The sequence below is a fragment of the Bacillus sp. AR8-1 genome (genome assembly GCF_008042345.1).
Classification (GTDB): domain Bacteria; phylum Bacillota; class Bacilli; order Bacillales; family Bacillaceae_G; genus Bacillus_A; species Bacillus_A cereus.
Genome location: NZ_QNUB01000017.1, coordinates 357,754 through 374,807, shown reverse-complemented (window position 1 = coordinate 374,807; position 17,054 = coordinate 357,754). Strand labels below are relative to the sequence as shown.

Genomic DNA, 17,054 nt, shown 5'->3' with positions numbered 1-17,054 from the left:
TCGGCAGTCTTAATCGATAAATTCAAATTCATATTCAAGAATTTTCACAATATCTCCGTCTTTTGCACCACGTGCACGAAGCGCTTCATCAATACCCATTCCGCGCATTTGACGAGCGAAACGACGTATAGATTCATCACGTGAGAAGTCTGTCATCTTGAATGTTTTCTCGATATCGTAACCAGAGATAACAAACGTGCCATCACTTTCACGTGTAATTTCAAATTTAACACCTTCAGTATCAAATTTGTACATTACACTTGTATCAGACTCATCCGCAACTTCATGTATTGGGAATTCTGGTGTTGTTTCTATTAAGTTTGCTACTTCAAACAGTAAGTCACGAACACCTTGTCTTGTTACAGCTGAGATTGGGAAGATTTTTACTTCGTCTCCCACTTTCTCTTTAAATGCTTGTAAGTTTTCTTCTGCATCTGGCATATCCATTTTGTTTGCAACAACAACTTGTGGACGCTCAGTTAAGCGAAGATTGTATTCTTTCAATTCATTATTAATCGTTACGTAATCTTCATATGGCTCACGGCCTTCTAAACCAGACATATCAATAACATGCACGATTACACGTGTACGCTCAATATGACGTAAGAATTGGTGTCCAAGTCCGACGCCAGCATGTGCGCCTTCAATTAGTCCTGGAAGGTCAGCCATAACGAAGCTGCGGTTATCACCAGTTTCAACAACACCAAGATTCGGAACGATTGTTGTGAAGTGATACTCTGCAATTTTCGGACGCGCTGATGATACAACAGATAATAATGTAGATTTACCTACACTTGGGAATCCAACAAGTCCAACGTCTGCTAGTACTTTAAGTTCTAGAATGACATCACGCTCTTGACCTGGTTCCCCGTTCTCAGCGATTTCTGGCGCTGGGTTCGTAGCTGTTGCAAAACGTGAGTTACCACGGCCACCACGGCCACCTTTTGCAATTACAGCAGTTTGTCCATGCGTTACTAAATCGGCAAGAATTTGACCAGTTTTTTCATCTTTTACTACTGTTCCTGGCGGAACCTTTACAAGTAAATCTTCAGATTTACGCCCGTGCTGACCTTTACTCATTCCGTGCTGACCGCGATCAGCTTTGAAATGACGTTGGTAGCGGAAGTCCATTAATGTACGTAAGCCTTCCTCAACTACGAAAACAACATCTGCACCTTTACCGCCGTCACCACCTGCTGGGCCACCTTTAGGAACATACTTCTCACGACGATACGCAACCATACCGTTACCACCGTCGCCGCCTTTTACATATATCTTGACCTGATCTACAAACATTATTTCACCACACTTTTTTCAATTGGTTGTAATATAACTGAGACTTCTTCGTCTCGCACTGTATAAGAAATGGAATACCATTTATTGTTTTGGGTCGCAAGCCAATTTTGTAGTTCTTCTACACTCGTTAGCTTACCACGAAAATCAAAAAAGAAACGAGCATTCTCCGCGTCACATTCAATTGTGATACAAACATAATTTTCAACATATACGTCTAAACTATGCTGAAGCATTGAGAAAAATTGATTCGTCCATGTACATACAGTCTCATCTAAGTGAGATAAGTTATGTAATTTCCCTAATACTTCGTACTCCAATAAGCACGGCTGCTGTTTCCAATTATATGTTAAAATCCACTCTGAAAATAAAGGCATTGATAGCCCCATCAGATTGGATTCTTGTCTCGCTTCTTGGACAAAACGATCGATGAGACTATGAATTTCTTCCACTTTTCCAAGTGAAAGGTTTCCTTTCACCATCTGCATACGATTGAGCCAATCATGTCTTGAATGGCGCAATGCATCTATAATTGTCCATTTTTCATTCATTTAGATACCCCTTAATATAGAAAAACTCTAACCTGCACTCAGGTTAGAGTTTTCCGTGAGTTCTTATGCTTCTTGAGCAACAGGATATACGCTCACTTGTTTGCGGTCACGGCCAAGACGCTCAAAGCGTACTACGCCGTCAACTTTCGCGTATAAAGTGTCATCGCCACCACGACCAACGTTAACACCTGGATAAATTTTTGTACCGCGTTGACGGTAAAGAATTGAACCACCTGAAACCGTTTGACCATCTGCGCGTTTAGCACCAAGACGTTTTGACTGAGAGTCACGACCGTTCTTTGTACTACCTACACCTTTCTTAGATGCGAAAAACTGAAGATCTAATCTTAACATACGTTACACCTCCTGCACTTTTTCTATTAAACGGATATACTTTCCGTAATCAAGTTCGATCGTCTTAAGCGAAACAACCAATCCTTCTAAAAGTATCTGTGCTTTTTCTGCTGCATGAACGTCTAAATCATTAGGCAATTCATACGTTAAGAATCCGCCATCACTTCCGAGTTCAATAGTTGCCTGCACATTACAAAGTTCTTCCACTGCATTTATAGAACCAAACACAACCGCTGTAGTTCCAGCACAGACAAGGTCTTGTCCATGTGGCGCATAATCGGCATGTCCAGTCATTTTAAATGATTGGATACTTCCTAATTTCGTGCGACTTATCGTAATTTTAATCATGTTAACCAGAATTAAGCGTTGATAGCTTCAACAACTAGCTTAGTGTAAGGTTGACGATGACCTTGTTTCTTACGATTGTTCTTTTTCGCTTTGTATTTGAAAACGATGATTTTCTTAGCGCGACCTTGTTTTTCAACTTTCGCAGTAACTGTTGCACCTTCTACAACTGGGCTACCAACTTTAACGTTTTCGCCACCAACGAAAAGAACTTTGTCAAAAGTAACAGTTTCACCAGCTTCAACATCTAATTTTTCAATGTAGATTGCTTGACCAGCTTCAACTTTAATTTGTTTTCCACCTGTTTCGATAATTGCGTACATACTTGCACCTCCTCTTAATTACTAAGACTCGCCAAAAACGAGGTAGACATAAATGCCTTTAGGGAACCTGTCTTGTGCGGTTGTAGCATATAGCCGTTTAGGTGCTATAAACTATAACATAAAGATGTTACCATAATTCATTGAGTATTGTCAATGAATCTTCTACTAACTATTTTTTCCGTTCTACAATTTCTTTTTTACTTCCAAAACGGATAATAGCGTACTTTTCGATAATATCATCTTTGAAATACATTTCAAATGGAATATTTTTTTGTAATTCTTTTTGCAAAAATTGTTTTTGCAGTTCTTTAGGCGCAGCGATTAATACTGCCTCATCCTCTATGTTGCCATATGTGATTAATTCTCTCTCTAGCTCATACGCAATTGTTTCATACGACATTACATAACCCGTCGCTTTGCAAGATACACACTCTTCTAGTAATACGTCACGTAAAGAATGTTTTTTACGTTTTCGTGTCATCTCCAAAATTCCTAACTCAGTAAATCCAAGTACTCTTGTATAAGTACGATCATCTTTCATAGCAGCTATGAGACATTCTCTTACCTTTTCTTTATCTTCTCTTTTTTTCATATTAATAAAATCAATTAATATCATACCACCAATATCACGAAGTCTTAATTGGCGTGCAATTTCTTCAGCTGCCATCTCATTTGTGCGAAGTACTGTATCTTGTAAATTTTGTTTTCCAGTAAACTTGCCCGTATTCACATCAATTACAGTCATCGTCTCCATTTGCTCTACAATTAAATAAGCACCATTTGGAAGCCACACAATTTTTTGGAGTGCTTTCTCAATTTCACGCTCTATTCCAAAATGGTTAAACATCGAAGACTTTTCATTATAAAAAGATACTTTTTCTTTTCCAACTTTGTCTTCTAACTCTTTTACTATACTTCTTGTATCTACAACTACTTTTTCAATTGTTTCAATTGGATTCTCTTGAAATACACGATCTAAAAAGGTCGCCGGTCGATGAAGTAATAACGGCGCCTTTCCTTGATCCTCTTTTCTTTTTAACTCTTCATACAACTGTTGTAACCCTTGCATTTCAGCTTGTATTTCTTCAATTTCCCCTTTTTCAGAAGCAGAGCGGAAAATGTAACCTCCCGTTCCTTCTACTTCAATTTCAAGTAACTGTTGTCTTCTTTTATTATTTTTTATTTTCCGAGAAACAGCTCGCATCTCATCAAACGGCATATAAACGACATATTTCCCGGTAAATTCTATATTCGCTGTCAATTTAGGCCCTTTCGTATCAATTGCCTCTTTCACAACCTGTACGAGTATCGCTTGCCCTTCATGTATACGATAAGAAGGTGGTACATCATCGTATGAAAGATACGCATGTTTTTCTAAACCTATATTTACAAAAGCTGCGTTCATTCCAGCAATTGTTCTTACGATACGTCCAACATAAATATGCCCAACAATCTCTTGCTCTTCATTACGTTTCCATAAAAACTCAACAATCTTTTTCTTCTCTTCAATTGCAACGCGCTTTTCCGAACCAGCGTAATTCACATATAACGTTTTCAAAATTATTTCCTCACTTTATAATCTTCTTTGCTTTTACAATAATAAAAGGTTAGTGCTATCGTCAACACTAACCGATTAATTCTTCAACTGATGAGGTTGTTCGTTTTTCAGTAAAATATGCATAGAGCAATTCATTTTCATCCAATGTGTAATGCTCTTTATATTTTCCACGGACGATAATAGAATGCTTATATCCTCTACGAAATTTTGTGAATATCTTATATAAATGATCTTCTGATTGCACTTCAATAGGTGCAATCTTTTCAATCCCTCTTTTATTTCCATAATAACGTTCTAATAAAAAACGCATAAATGCATACCGTCTTTGTTTCCACTCTTGATATAACGACACTGCCAAAAATATGAGTAGTACCCACATCATAATATTGTTACTATTCCAGAGCAACTGCCATCCTAATATTACACCAAAAAAAACACATGACAATTTCATCATCTTTTCATGTGCTTGTAAATAAGGAAAACGATATGATAGTATATTAAACAATACTTTCCCGCCATCTAACGGCCAAATAGGGAGTAAATTAAACGCTAAAATAATTATATTATTCCACATAAAGAAATAATATAAATCTGCATTCAACCAACCGGCTTCAAACAACATATAACCTACCAGCATCATCCAAACATGTTGAATCGGCCCTGCAATTACGACAACAAGTTCCTCTTTCAATGACTTATTACCATGTTCCTCAAGCTCGGCCACGCCACCAAACGGCAAAAGCTGAATTCTTTTTATACGCCAATTATAGTGTGCTGCTGCAATAGCATGCCCAAGTTCATGAATAAGAACGATACAAAATAACAGTAGTAACTCTTTAAAACGTGCAGTAAAAATACCAATGACAATAATAACCCAAAATAATGGATGCACGGAAATTTTCGTCAAAACGTCTCTATATTTAATCAAATGATATCACCTGGATCGGATCAATAAATTTTTCATTCTTTTTTATCGCGAAATAAAACTTTCCATTTTTATCATTTGTATCATTACTCACCGTTCCAATTTTTTGTTTCTTTGAAACGTAATCATATAATTTCACTGACATATCGTTTAAGTTTGCATACCATGACTCCGTACCATCTGCATGTTGAATTTGAACTGTATTTCCAAGTTCCTCTTTCTTACCCGCAAAAACAACTAATCCTTCATTCACTGACTCAACCGTTGCATTTGTAGCTGTTTGGACAAATACACCTTGGCCATTTTTTTGAAACCCTTGCATTACCTTTCCAGAAGCGGGAATTGCATAATCTTTTTGCTGAATACTTCCTTCTTTTTTCTCGTTTGGCGAATAGAATACGAGCGGTTTTCCAAATTGCTTTTCGTACCATTTCGCTACAGTAGCAAACTGAAATTCCTCTTTCATCACTTTTTCTGTAACAGCTTTAGCTCCATTGAATGATGAAGGAGCATTCTTATATAAAATAGCAACCGAAAGAACTAATATTGCCGATAATAAAACTTTGAAGAAAAAGACTTCCTTTCGAAATAAAGGATGCATTTCCTTTTCTCCATCTTCAATAACTACTGTTTCGCTATCAAAATTCCCTCCGGTAAAATACTGTTCTTCCTCCATCCTTTCTTGCTCGGCCTTCCTTTTTGCAATCCGCTTTTTAATTTCTTCTACGCGTCTATTCTTCATACTGTCTCCTTTCTTTCGTTAAGCTAATTTCAATAGAAACAGTTGTATACAGTTTGTACATATGTATGAGCTAAGAAAGAAAGATATTCGTGTGAAGAAAAAAGAAAGCACCTCGCATATGTGCGAAGTGCTCTTAACGGATTCCAAAGAAGTTTTTCACCTTTGCAAATACCGATACCTTTTCTTGTTCAAATGCTTGTAATGGTACATTCTCACCTAACAAGCGTCTTGCAATATTACGATAAGCCAACGCTGCTTTTCCGCTTGGTTGCAACGCCACAGGTTCACCTGTATTTGTAGCTCGAATAACTTCATCGTCATCTTCGACAACACCAAGAAGCTCAATTGACAATGTACGTACAATTTCATCAACATCTAACATATCCTGTTCATGAAGCATATGACTACGTACACGGTTAATAACAAGTTTCGGTGGTTCAATATCCTCTTTTTCTAAAAGCCCAATAATACGATCCGCATCGCGCATTGAGGATACTTCTGGAGTCGTAACAACGATTGCTTTATCCGCACCAGCTACCGCATTTTTAAATCCCTGCTCAATCCCCGCAGGACAATCGATTAATATGTAATCATAATCTTGACGTAATACTTGTATTAATTCATCCATTTGTTCAGGTGTTACCGCTGATTTATCACTCGTTTGTGCTGCAGGTAATAAATAAAGATCATCAAAACGTTTGTCTTTAATAAGAGCCTGAGGTAAACGGCAACGCCCTTCAACGACATCAACAAGATCAAATACAATACGATTTTCCAGCCCCATTACTACGTCTAAATTTCGAAGACCGATATCTGTGTCAATTAAGCACACTTTCTTTCCAGATAACGCTAGGGCCGTACCAATGTTCGCAGATGTAGTAGTTTTACCTACTCCGCCTTTTCCAGATGTAATTACTATTGCCTCTCCCACAGCTATACAATTCCCCTTTCTAACTTTGTTAAATTAGGTCTAAGATGAGTGAGAAGTTGCAGGCGATCGACAACAATGTGATTGTTCTCATTAATATACGCACATTCTGCCGCCTCCGCTCCGTCTTCTTTCTCTTCCGGAGCCCGCATTGCCACATCACTAATTCGAAGTTGCATCGGGTTCATAACAGATGCAGCGATTACAGCATCTGAATCCCCATAATACCCAGCATGTGCAATTCCTCTTAATGATCCTACGACAAAAATATTCCCCCCAGCGATAACCGTTCCGCCTGGATTAACATCTCCAATTAACAACAAATTTCCTTTTACATGTAAAACTTGTCCAGAGCGAACAATTTTGGAAATAGGGACAATTTCTGTTTCTTCTTTCCAAGCTATTGCTTCTGCTTTAGTGATAACATCACTTTCAATTGAATCCACAACAAGATTCTTTTTATTACGAATTAACGTACGAATCTCTTCTTGTTGGACTTCTGTTAAATAACGATTTCCTACTTTCACATGCACTTCAATTAAAGAGCGCCCATCACCATCGTAGTAATGTGTAGAAAGTTTTTCGTCTAATTCCATCAATAATTCTGAGAATGAACAACAATCATCTAAATGAAGCGTTATCCCATCTTTTGTCCCTTTTATCGTTACATTTTGTTGCTTTTTTTCTTCCACTAAAGTTCACCCCACCGATTCAATTCGACATAAAATTAGAAAATCCTTTTTTCTTTTTCTTCCATCGCTTTTGAAAGACGCACTATATATCGTCTCAGTGGGAAACAAACTATCAATAAGAAAATAGCATTTAACAATAAAGTAGAAAGGAGACGATCTGTGAAAAAGACATGCGCTGGCATATGAGTACGTCCTAACAAAGTTAAGAATCCATACACATAATACTCTAGTGCTACAATGCTAGCTAATATGATAGAAACAACAATAAATAAATTCAATTGTAATACTTTCATCACACTATAAACTAAATAAGCTAAAATCGGATAAGCAAAAATATATATCCCGACAAGTTCTGTGTATACGGTATCAAATAAGAAGCCAAATAATAGTCCGTAATAAATCCCTTGGACCGGACTATAATACACTGTAATAAAACATAAGACGATTATAAAGAAATGCGGTGCTGCTATACTGTCTTTCCAAAACACATCCGTTGGAACAACAGTAGCAAACATATTTTCAAATAGAAACACAAAAAGGAGCAAAAGAGGAAGAGCTGCTCTTTTTAATATCTTCATCATCTCTTCTTCTCCTCCTATTCTAATGGCGCTGAAGGTGTTGCACGTTTAGCAACCGTAATATGCTCTACGTCATTTAAATCAGCGGCAGGTTTTACATAAGCTGTTTTTGTTAAGCCATATGCATCCGGCTGAACATCAACGATTTTTCCAATTACAAGACCTTTCGGGAAAATATCACCAAGTCCAGATGTTACAACTAGTTGATCTTTTTCTACCGGTGCATCAGAGCCAATCTTTGTGAAAAGAAGTAATTGTTTTTCTTTGTCATAACCTTCAATCAAACCAAAGATTTTCTCTTGCCCTTGTACAATAGCAGAAACGCGATTTGTTCGGCTCATAGAACTTAGTAATTCTACTGATGATGTAAACTGAGATACACTTTTCACTCTTCCAACTAACCCTTGTGAAGTTACTACAGCCATATCTTTTTTAATTCCTTGCTGTGCCCCTTTATCAATTCCAATTAAATCGTACCATTTATCTGGATTACGAGAAACAACAGTAGCTGGAATTTCAGTATACCCGCTATTTAACTCTTTTTTACCAGTTAGCTCTTGTAGCTTCTTGTTATCATCTTCTAGTTGTTTTACTTTCCCTGATAGACCTGCATAATTATCTAATTTTGCTTTTAATTCTTTATTCTCTTCATACGTGCGCTTTACATCCTCTACATTTTCGAAGAATCCAGCTACGTATTTCGCTGGCTTTTGGAATACACGTTCTACAACACCGACAGTGTCTTTAACAAACTGCTCTGGCCATGTTAAACTGTTCCGTTCTTTCAATGAGATTCCAATCAATGCCACGAGAAGAATAATACTAACCAACAAAACAATTAATCTTTTGTTTAAGAAAAACTGTGGCACGTTCACACCCTCTTAATTTCACTGATTTTTATTTTGCAATATTATCGAGCAGCAGTTTTGAAAAGATCGATATTGTCTAATGCTTTACCTGTTCCAATTGCTACGCAATCTAATGGATCTTCTGCAACAAGAACTGGCATTTTCGTTTCTTCACTAATTACTTTATCTAAATTACGTAGTAATGCCCCGCCGCCTGTTAATACGATACCGCGGTCCATAATATCAGCCGCTAATTCAGGTGGCGTTTTTTCTAACGTATTTTTAACTGATTCTACAATCGCATCTACTGTATCTTTTAATGCATCTGCAATTTCTTCTGGCTGAATTAGTACTGTTTTTGGTAAACCACTTACTAAATCACGACCGCGAATTTCCATAGGCTCGATACCTTCTGGCTCGCCTGCAGAACCAATTTCTAATTTTAATGCTTCAGCTGTTCTTTCACCAATCATTAAGTTATAGCTTTTCTTAATGTACTGAATGATTGAATCATCCATATCATCACCAGCAACACGAACTGACTGGCTTGTTACAATACCACCTAAAGAAATAATTGCAACTTCTGTTGTACCACCACCGATATCAACAACCATACTACCAGTTGGTTCCCAAACAGGTAAGTTTGCACCAATTGCTGCTGCAAATGGCTCTTCGATAGGATAAGCATCACGAGCACCCGCTTGACGAGTCGCATCGATTACTGCACGTCTTTCTACAGCTGTAATACCAGATGGTACACATACCATTACATACGGCTTACGTGAGAAGAAACCGTTTGATTTTTGAGCTTGTTGAATGTAATATTTCATCATTGTTGCAGTTGTTTCATAATCAGCAATTACACCGTCTTTCATCGGGCGAAGTGCCACAACGTTCCCTGGTGTACGACCAATCATTTGTTTTGCATCGCTACCTACAGCAACGATTTGTTTCGTATCAGTTTGTAACGCAACTACTGAAGGTTCACGTAAAACTACACCTTTTCCTTTTACATATACAAGCGTGTTCGCAGTTCCTAAGTCTATTCCAAGATCGCGAGTAAATCCACCAAATCCAAACATATTATTTATCTTCCTTTCTTGTTTTCACGGACTCATTTTTTCTTACTTTATATTATAAAAACAGTACGTTTTTTATATCTTTATCCTTTTTGTAGATAAATTTCTACAAAAAACTCATAAATCACATTATAAAACAAAATAAGTAAAAAGCATAGTCTTAAATATGACCTTTTTCCTTTAAACTCACGAATTTATGGTCACCTATTATAAATAGTGATAGGTAAGAAAAAACCACGACTTTACTCGTTTGGACTTCTTTTCCCCCACTTCACACCGTACGTGAGACTTTCACCTCATACGGCGTTCCATCAACTCAATTATTTACGTTAATCCCAATTTTTCTCTAAAACCTAGAACCTTTTCCCAAATTACTTTTCCGACCATGGAATAATCTTTTGAACTGTGAATCATTTGATGGCAATGTTCATGTAGGGATGCAAGGTTAGGAACACGATTTACTTCTTCTATGGGGAGTTTTGGGTTGACATGGTGTATGTGTACATCATCCCCCTGAAGTAACTCTCCACATACTCGACATCTTCCTTTATCACGGTTAAATGCATAGGCTCGATTCATAAAGTATTCAAAGTTGTACAATTTTCCCTTATGTCCGATTTTGATAATCTTGGACCAATTCAAGCTGAGGAGCTCATCCGCTCTTACTTTAATGGGCTTTTTATTCGTTCGGTTCATATAAATTTGTCTACCCAGTTTGGTATACGGTGTCTCTTTAGGGCTTTTATTTTTAGGCTTTTTCCACCTACAAAAATCTAGCCTTGTAACACCTATTTTCAATTCGTTGTATTCAACCATTGGTATTTTGGTTTCGTACTTTTCGTGGGCTGACCGTAGATTGTCCACTCGTTTTGCAGGTATTTTATAACCTCCATGTTTTCGGAGTTTCAAATATGCCGCATAGTGGAGTTTATCAACATACTTTCCCATGTACACATTCACTTTCGTTGTACATTCGTAATATTGAATTAGCCCTCTTATTTTAGAGTTGATGAGATTAATCCAGTGAATCAGGTCGTCTTTCCTTGTTGCTTTTTTGATTTTCTTAATCGTTTTATGAATCTCATTTACCTTTTCTTTTAACCGTTGTTGATTTGGCTTACTGACGAGAATATGTCCATTTTTCGCCTTGCCCTTAATTGCCTTGATTTCAAAGCCAAGAAATTTAATTGGTCGTCTTCGTATATCTGTTATGAGCGTCTTTTCTTCTGACAATGTCAATTTCAACCGCTCTTTTAGATATTTTGTTATTTTGTACTTCCATTTCTCCGCATTCCGTTTAGAGTTCGTTATGAGTACCCAATCGTCTGCATATCTTACCAAATACGTTTCTTTTAGGCGTGTTGTTTTCCGTAACCTTTCGAACTGTTTGGATTTTTGTGCATACGGGTAGCTTGTTTTCTTATTTTCCCATTCTCTTGTTACCCATTGGTCAAATGCGTGTAGATAAGCATTTGCGAGTAGCGGAGAGATGATTCCTCCTTGAGGTGTACCAATTGGGTTCTCTTTTAATTCATCCATGATCCCAGCTTTCAGCATTGCTTTGATAATCATGAGGACACGTCTATCCCTAATTCCCATATTCCATAATTTCTTAATGAGAATCGTATGGTTAACACAATCGAAAAATTTACTAATATCTCCTTCGATAATCCAATAGTGTCCCGTGATATGAACGATGTCAGTTGTTCGAACTAATGCCATACTACTGGAATCTCTCATTGGTCTGAATCCATATGAATGTTGGAAAAATTGCGCCTCAAGAATTGGTTCAATAATTAAACGAACACACTCCTGTATAACTCGGTCGATAATGCTTGGTATTCCTAATGGGCGTAACTCTTTGGAATTTGGTTTTGGAATGTACTTTCTTTTAATAGGTTCTGGACGATAATTTCGAAAGTTTTCTTGTACGAGTTGTACGACTTTTGGGTAATCTTTTTGAAGAATGTCTGGTTTCATTAATTTATGGTCACTTCCAGCCGTACGACTTCCCTTATTCGCTTTAATGCGATGGATAGCCGTTAGTATCGTGGCTTCACTTGTCATCAGTTCTAATAAGTTTTTGTGTCCAGACGATTGTCCCTTTTGATTTATACTTTCGAAACTTTTATTATATAATTCGTCCTGTTTATCTCTTAATTCTTGTTCAGATTTTAGATAGTTAGATTCTTGTTCCATTGCGATTCCTCCTTATTGGGAGAATGCAAGGTTTTAATCAGGTATGCTCAAACGGCTTCCCTAACAAATTGGTTTAACTTAATAATTGGACTGACTATGCCCCTTCGCTCTATTCCCATTACAGAAACTTCGTCACTACTACGGGCTGCTGTCCCATAGATTCAATTGTCATTTCCTCCAATTTAGATGCATTGAGTTTAACTCCTCTTGTCATCATCCTCTATGGTTCCGCTGTTCCTTACGCTTTAGCTTTTCATTACCGTTTTAGCTGTCCTCTTTGACCCGTTAATCATCTTTTTGTCCACTGTTGGTAGGACGCAAGACACTATTCCATTATTGGAGTAGTATAGATTTTGCAACCACAAATACAAAACCCACGATTAAACTTCTTTTACAGAAGCGAGAAACTTCATTTCGTTTCCCTTTGCATTTACGAGCCGTACATACGAGGATTCCTGGTAAGTCAGCATGACGGTTTTATAGCCTCCCGCTTACTTTACTAACCGCTTCTCAGGTCTGTTTTTCAGCGCCTTTACCGAGCTTCGTACACAAATGTAGTTAACTATTTATGCACGTCGGAGTTTCAGAGCATCGTTACCAACATTTAACGATGAGTTGGGATTTCACCAACCTATTCAAGCGTAAAGTTCAAAGGTAAGTACCTTTGCCTAGTTTTATTGCATATTTCTACGCAGATTGTCTAGGAACAGCGCACACTATGATCAAGCACTTCAATTCCGATAATCTGACCGCATTCTACTAAGCGTTTGGTTACTTCAATATCTTCACGGCTCGGCGTGGGATCTCCTGAGGGATGGTTATGAAGACATATGATAGAGGCTGCTGCACGACGGAAGGCTTCTTTAAAAACTTCCCTCGGGTGTACAATTGACGTGTTTAAACTTCCAATAAAGATCGTTTGCCTATGTATAACTTGATTTTTTGTATTTAAATATAAACAAACAAAATGCTCTTGTTGTAAAAAACGCATTTCTTCCATCATGTATTTCGCACAATCTTCTGGACTTCGAATACTATATCTATTTTGATATTCTAAACGTACCATTCTTCTGCCTAGTTCAAAGGCTGCCATAAGTTGCGATGCCTTTGAAATCCCAATACCATGTATACTAATTAGCTCTTCTAATGTTGCATCTTTCAACATACGTAAGCCATCAAATTGGTGTAAAATTTTATCTGACAACTTTAAAACTGTTTCTTCTTTAGAACCTGTTCTGAGTAACACTGCGAGAAGCTCTCGATTTGATAAACTTCCAGCACCTTCTAACAATAAACGCTCCCGTGGCTGTTCTTCTCTTACAACATCACGAATACCGTTCATTTCTCCACCCCTTTATTTGTTCTCTCAAAGAAAACCCCATGCAATTTTACGCATGGGTTACATCAATATCAAATTGTTTTAATTCCCGAACGAGACGTGCAATTGGTAAGCCAACTACACTATAGTAGTCCCCTTGAATATTTTGAACGAAAATAGATCCTTTACCTTGAATCCCATAACTACCTGCTTTATCAAGAGGTTCTTTCGACGCGACGTATGTATCAATTTCCTCTTCTGTTAACTCCCAAAATGTAACTTCTGTACGCTCATAAAAAGTAACCGTTTTTTCTTTTGATATAATCGCAACACCTGTATACACTTCATGTGTTTTCCCAGATAGTAATTGTAACATCTCTTTCGCCTCATCCTCATTAGAAGGCTTACCAAGGATACGCGACTCATATGTAACAATTGTATCTGCACCTAACACAATGTGATCACTATTATTTTCTGCAACCGCTGATGCTTTTTGCAAAGCAAGCGACATTACAATATCAGAAGGCGATGAATATGCACCAATTGTTTCCTCTACTTCACTTACAACGATTTCAAATGGTACGCTAGCTAACTCAAGCAATTCCTTCCTCCGAGGTGACCCTGAAGCTAAAATTATTTTTTTCATATTTTCTCCTTCCTTTCTCACATGAAGCAGAACAATTTATATCAATCGTATCAAAGGAATAGTTTGCCCACAAATGAAAGAAATATTAATTTCTCTAACTAAAAATAACACTTCTTTATTGCATACGATTATATTCCTGTCATAGAGAAAGCACTTTGCTCTAAATTCAAAAGAAAAGAAAGAAGTACATGTACTTCTTTCTTACTCATTTTATTATCCTATCATTTCACTTTCTACGAAACAATTTTTTCATACGAGAGTAAGCCATCAATAATAACTTGATTTAATTTCGCCAAAGATTCCTTATCCATTTTCCCATCTTTTACTGTTTGTACAGCTACCGACGTATACATATACAGTTTCTTTGCTTCTTCTCGCTTCATACTTTTCCCTTCTTTTTCAATCGCTTTCCATTCTTTTTCAATCACTTCTATATCTTTTGCGCTGCTTTTTCCACCAACTTGTACGCTAGAAGCATATTTTGCTAAATGAGTATATAATGGCTGCACTTTTGTTAAAAATGTTCCTACTTCTTTATCATCTTTCAGCAATGCTTTATCTGTTATATCCCAGTTCTTTTTTAAAACGGAGACACCATCATTTTTATACTTAGTCATTAATTGATTTATAGCCTGTTCATCGCTAGCAATACCAACAACTATTGCATACTTATCCCCGCTCGGTCTCAAAGCACCAATGCCCCCATTGCCTTTCCATTCTTCAAGAGCTGCCTGTCCCTTTTCTTCAGAAGAATAAAGCCCCCCTTGAACAAAGAATAATTTCATCGGATCCAATGACGTTCCTGTCTGCGCCTTTTGTTTTTCTTCTTTCGGTGCTGGTGTTTGTTCTGCCGTTCCACCCACCTTTGATTCTCCATTTCCAGTCGGCCTTGAAGCAGTTACTTCACTTCCTCCTGTTGTTCCTTGTCCAGTAAGTAAATGAAGCATCCCCATTCCAAACGTCGTACCGATAATAATTGCGGTTGCAACGATTGCAATTAATGTATTACTCCACTTCTTTCGGTATTTTTCCACAGACACTGATTTCGCTTTTTGAAACGGAACAACATTTTTAGGTCGTTCACTTTCTACTACCATCCATTCAAATTCATCTTTCTTCTTTTCCTCATACTTCGCTTCTGTTCCATTCACTTTCACTGAGATCGTTCGTGATTGCTTGTCCATACACTCACACCTCACCTCTTATCGTTGTCCGCATCATATCATATTCATTTCACAAAAAAACGAGATATTTGTCAGAGGAATTCGCCAAATAACCCTATATATTTATCTTATATGTATGCATTTGACTTCATTTGTAGAACAAAAAACTAGATAGCAAAGACTATCTAGTTTTTCTCTCGAATATATTTTCGAACTTCAGAAATGAAATAAAGAGAACCTGTTATGATAAAAACATCATTTTCCCCTATCATTTCAACTTTTGTATCAATTGCCTCTTTCCAATTTTCAAAAACTAATTTTGATTCTTTTTGTGAATATGATGCAAGCTTGTCTGCAGAAATAGCACGATCAAAGGCGAATGTTGTAAAAATCATTTCATCTGCAATGGTTTCTAATCGGCCTACCATGTTATGCAATTGTTTATCACCAAGGGCAGTAAATAAAACTATTACATTTTTATCTTTGTAATGCGCTTCTACTGTTTTCACAAGGCTTTCGATACCTTCTGGATTATGAGCACCATCTATAATAATATCCGGGTTACTTTGTAGCTTTTCAAAGCGCCCAATCCAATACGCTTCCCGTAATCCCGTTCTTATTCCCTCTTCCTCAATTAAAAATGATAAATATGTTTTTACATACATTACTGCCATAAGTGCTAGCGCTGCATTTCCTACTTGATGAATACCTTTCATTGAGATTTGCAAATCTTCAAATGCGGTAAAAGGACAAGTAAAATCAAACTGTTCCCCATCTTCGTTAGACTGTTTATGTAACGCTGTAAAATGCTTGCCAAGTTCGTATAAGTTTGCATGGTTTTCCTTTGCAACATTTTGAATGACTTGCAAAGCTTCTTCATCTTTTACACCAGTAATTACCGGCACACCAGACTTAATAATCCCCGCCTTTTCATATGCAATTTCTCCTAGTGTATTCCCTAAAATATGCATATGATCGTGACCGATATTCGTAATAATCGTGAGAACAGGGTGTATAACATTGGTAGAATCAAAACGTCCACCGAGCCCTGTTTCAAATAAAACAACATCACAGAAATTGACTTTACCGAAATAGCAAATTGCCATAACAGTAATAATTTCAAACTCAGTCGCTTCCCCTAAATCCGTTTCATCTAGTTTTTCCACGACTGGTTTTACCATCTTTACGAGTTCAGTAATCTCTTCATCTGCAATTGGTGTTCCATTCACACTAATGCGTTCATTAAATGTTTCGATGTAAGGGGAGGTAAACGTTCCTACCTTATATTTCGCGCCTTCTAACATGTAACGCATATATGTTAACGTTGAACCTTTTCCATTTGTACCAGCAAGATGAACACATTTTATATGACGCTCTGGATTTCCGAGCTCTTCTAGCATCCAATTCATTCTTTCTAATCCTGGTTTAATACCAAATTTCAATCGGCTATGAATCCACCCTATCGCTTCTTCGTATGTATGTATCACGTATGCTTTTCCCCTTTCAAAAGAC

The 17,054-nt window shown here is 37.2% G+C and carries 18 protein-coding genes and 1 other annotated feature; all 18 genes read right to left on the bottom strand.

Going from position 1 to position 17,054, the window contains the following annotated elements; genetic code table 11:
- Window positions 1-9: 9 nt before the first annotated feature.
- A complete protein-coding gene (gene obgE, locus DN400_RS13190) occupies window positions 10-1,296 on the bottom strand; it encodes a GTPase ObgE (protein ID WP_000497130.1) in 1,287 nt (428 codons plus the stop codon).
- Window positions 1,296-1,844, bottom strand: coding sequence for a sporulation initiation phosphotransferase B (locus DN400_RS13185; RefSeq protein ID WP_001003587.1), 549 nt, complete (start codon window positions 1,842-1,844; stop codon window positions 1,296-1,298). The genes obgE and DN400_RS13185 overlap by 1 nt, the downstream gene beginning before the upstream one ends.
- Window positions 1,845-1,907: 63 nt before the next feature.
- A complete protein-coding gene (gene rpmA / locus DN400_RS13180; protein WP_000944957.1) occupies window positions 1,908-2,198 on the bottom strand; it encodes a 50S ribosomal protein L27 in 291 nt (96 codons plus the stop codon).
- 3 nt (window positions 2,199-2,201) lie between these two features.
- Window positions 2,202-2,546, bottom strand: a complete 345-nt coding sequence (locus tag DN400_RS13175) for a ribosomal-processing cysteine protease Prp (protein WP_002094147.1) — start codon at window positions 2,544-2,546, stop codon at window positions 2,202-2,204.
- 11 nt (window positions 2,547-2,557) lie between these two features.
- Window positions 2,558-2,866 (bottom strand): 50S ribosomal protein L21, encoded by a 309-nt coding sequence (gene rplU / locus DN400_RS13170; RefSeq protein WP_000270907.1) that lies wholly within the window; start codon window positions 2,864-2,866, stop codon window positions 2,558-2,560.
- A 14-nt stretch (window positions 2,867-2,880) separates the two neighbouring features.
- Window positions 2,881-2,958, bottom strand: a sequence feature (ribosomal protein L21 leader region).
- A 77-nt stretch (window positions 2,959-3,035) separates the two neighbouring features.
- The gene (locus DN400_RS13165; protein WP_065229392.1) at window positions 3,036-4,424 is read right to left on the bottom strand and encodes an Rne/Rng family ribonuclease; all 1,389 of its coding nucleotides are present in this window, start codon (window positions 4,422-4,424) and stop codon (window positions 3,036-3,038) included.
- A gap of 67 nt (window positions 4,425-4,491) precedes the next feature.
- Entirely contained in the window at window positions 4,492-5,352 is an 861-nt protein-coding gene (gene spoIVFB / locus DN400_RS13160) for a stage IV sporulation intramembrane metalloprotease SpoIVFB (RefSeq protein WP_000599064.1), read from the bottom strand.
- Entirely contained in the window at window positions 5,345-6,091 is a 747-nt protein-coding gene (gene spoIVFA / locus DN400_RS13155; protein ID WP_000797475.1) for a stage IV sporulation protein SpoIVFA, read from the bottom strand. The genes spoIVFB and spoIVFA overlap by 8 nt, the downstream gene beginning before the upstream one ends.
- 133 nt (window positions 6,092-6,224) lie before the next feature.
- Window positions 6,225-7,022 (bottom strand): septum site-determining protein MinD, encoded by a 798-nt coding sequence (gene minD, locus DN400_RS13150; RefSeq protein ID WP_000503309.1) that lies wholly within the window; start codon window positions 7,020-7,022, stop codon window positions 6,225-6,227.
- Between the two features lie 2 nt (window positions 7,023-7,024).
- Window positions 7,025-7,711: a septum site-determining protein MinC gene (gene minC, locus DN400_RS13145; RefSeq protein WP_000391521.1), complete on the bottom strand. Its 687-nt coding sequence runs from the start codon at window positions 7,709-7,711 to the stop codon at window positions 7,025-7,027.
- Window positions 7,712-7,746: 35 nt separating this feature from the next.
- A complete protein-coding gene (mreD, locus tag DN400_RS13140; RefSeq protein WP_000975765.1) occupies window positions 7,747-8,292 on the bottom strand; it encodes a rod shape-determining protein MreD in 546 nt (181 codons plus the stop codon).
- A gap of 14 nt (window positions 8,293-8,306) precedes the next feature.
- Window positions 8,307-9,158: a rod shape-determining protein MreC gene (gene mreC / locus DN400_RS13135; protein WP_001135487.1), complete on the bottom strand. Its 852-nt coding sequence runs from the start codon at window positions 9,156-9,158 to the stop codon at window positions 8,307-8,309.
- 41 nt (window positions 9,159-9,199) lie between these two features.
- The gene (gene mreB, locus DN400_RS13130) at window positions 9,200-10,219 is read right to left on the bottom strand and encodes a cell shape-determining protein MreB (protein WP_000466736.1); all 1,020 of its coding nucleotides are present in this window, start codon (window positions 10,217-10,219) and stop codon (window positions 9,200-9,202) included.
- Between the two features lie 321 nt (window positions 10,220-10,540).
- Window positions 10,541-12,415 carry a group II intron reverse transcriptase/maturase gene (gene ltrA / locus DN400_RS13125; RefSeq protein ID WP_065229393.1) on the bottom strand — a complete coding sequence of 625 codons (1,875 nt, stop codon included), beginning with the start codon at window positions 12,413-12,415 and terminating at the stop codon, window positions 10,541-10,543.
- A gap of 700 nt (window positions 12,416-13,115) precedes the next feature.
- Window positions 13,116-13,757, bottom strand: a complete 642-nt coding sequence (radC, locus tag DN400_RS13120; protein WP_065229394.1) for a RadC family protein — start codon at window positions 13,755-13,757, stop codon at window positions 13,116-13,118.
- Window positions 13,758-13,803: 46 nt separating this feature from the next.
- Window positions 13,804-14,379, bottom strand: a complete 576-nt coding sequence (locus DN400_RS13115; RefSeq protein ID WP_000720494.1) for a Maf family protein — start codon at window positions 14,377-14,379, stop codon at window positions 13,804-13,806.
- Window positions 14,380-14,612: 233 nt separating this feature from the next.
- Window positions 14,613-15,563, bottom strand: a complete 951-nt coding sequence (locus tag DN400_RS13105) for a hypothetical protein (RefSeq protein WP_023523114.1) — start codon at window positions 15,561-15,563, stop codon at window positions 14,613-14,615.
- A 164-nt stretch (window positions 15,564-15,727) separates the two neighbouring features.
- Complete coding sequence (locus DN400_RS13100; protein ID WP_053563604.1) at window positions 15,728-17,029, bottom strand: bifunctional folylpolyglutamate synthase/dihydrofolate synthase; 1,302 nt, start codon at window positions 17,027-17,029, stop codon at window positions 15,728-15,730.
- Window positions 17,030-17,054 lie beyond the last annotated feature (25 nt).

Bases quoted from the DNA above. Each gene is read 5' to 3' on its own strand.
- DN400_RS13105 (WP_023523114.1), bottom strand. From the start codon at position 15,563: ATGGACAAGCAATCACGAACGATCTCAGTGAAAGTGAATGGAACAGAA.
- DN400_RS13175 (WP_002094147.1), bottom strand. From the start codon at position 2,546: ATGATTAAAATTACGATAAGTCGCACGAAATTAGGAAGTATCCAATCA.
- rpmA (WP_000944957.1), bottom strand. From the start codon at position 2,198: ATGTTAAGATTAGATCTTCAGTTTTTCGCATCTAAGAAAGGTGTAGGT.
- radC (WP_065229394.1), bottom strand. From the start codon at position 13,757: ATGAACGGTATTCGTGATGTTGTAAGAGAAGAACAGCCACGGGAGCGT.
- rplU (WP_000270907.1), bottom strand. From the start codon at position 2,866: ATGTACGCAATTATCGAAACAGGTGGAAAACAAATTAAAGTTGAAGCT.
- mreD (WP_000975765.1), bottom strand. From the start codon at position 8,292: ATGATGAAGATATTAAAAAGAGCAGCTCTTCCTCTTTTGCTCCTTTTT.
- DN400_RS13115 (WP_000720494.1), bottom strand. From the start codon at position 14,379: ATGAAAAAAATAATTTTAGCTTCAGGGTCACCTCGGAGGAAGGAATTG.
- ltrA (WP_065229393.1), bottom strand. From the start codon at position 12,415: ATGGAACAAGAATCTAACTATCTAAAATCTGAACAAGAATTAAGAGAT.
- spoIVFA (WP_000797475.1), bottom strand. From the start codon at position 6,091: ATGAAGAATAGACGCGTAGAAGAAATTAAAAAGCGGATTGCAAAAAGG.
- obgE (WP_000497130.1), bottom strand. From the start codon at position 1,296: ATGTTTGTAGATCAGGTCAAGATATATGTAAAAGGCGGCGACGGTGGT.
- DN400_RS13185 (WP_001003587.1), bottom strand. From the start codon at position 1,844: ATGAATGAAAAATGGACAATTATAGATGCATTGCGCCATTCAAGACAT.
- mreB (WP_000466736.1), bottom strand. From the start codon at position 10,219: ATGTTTGGATTTGGTGGATTTACTCGCGATCTTGGAATAGACTTAGGA.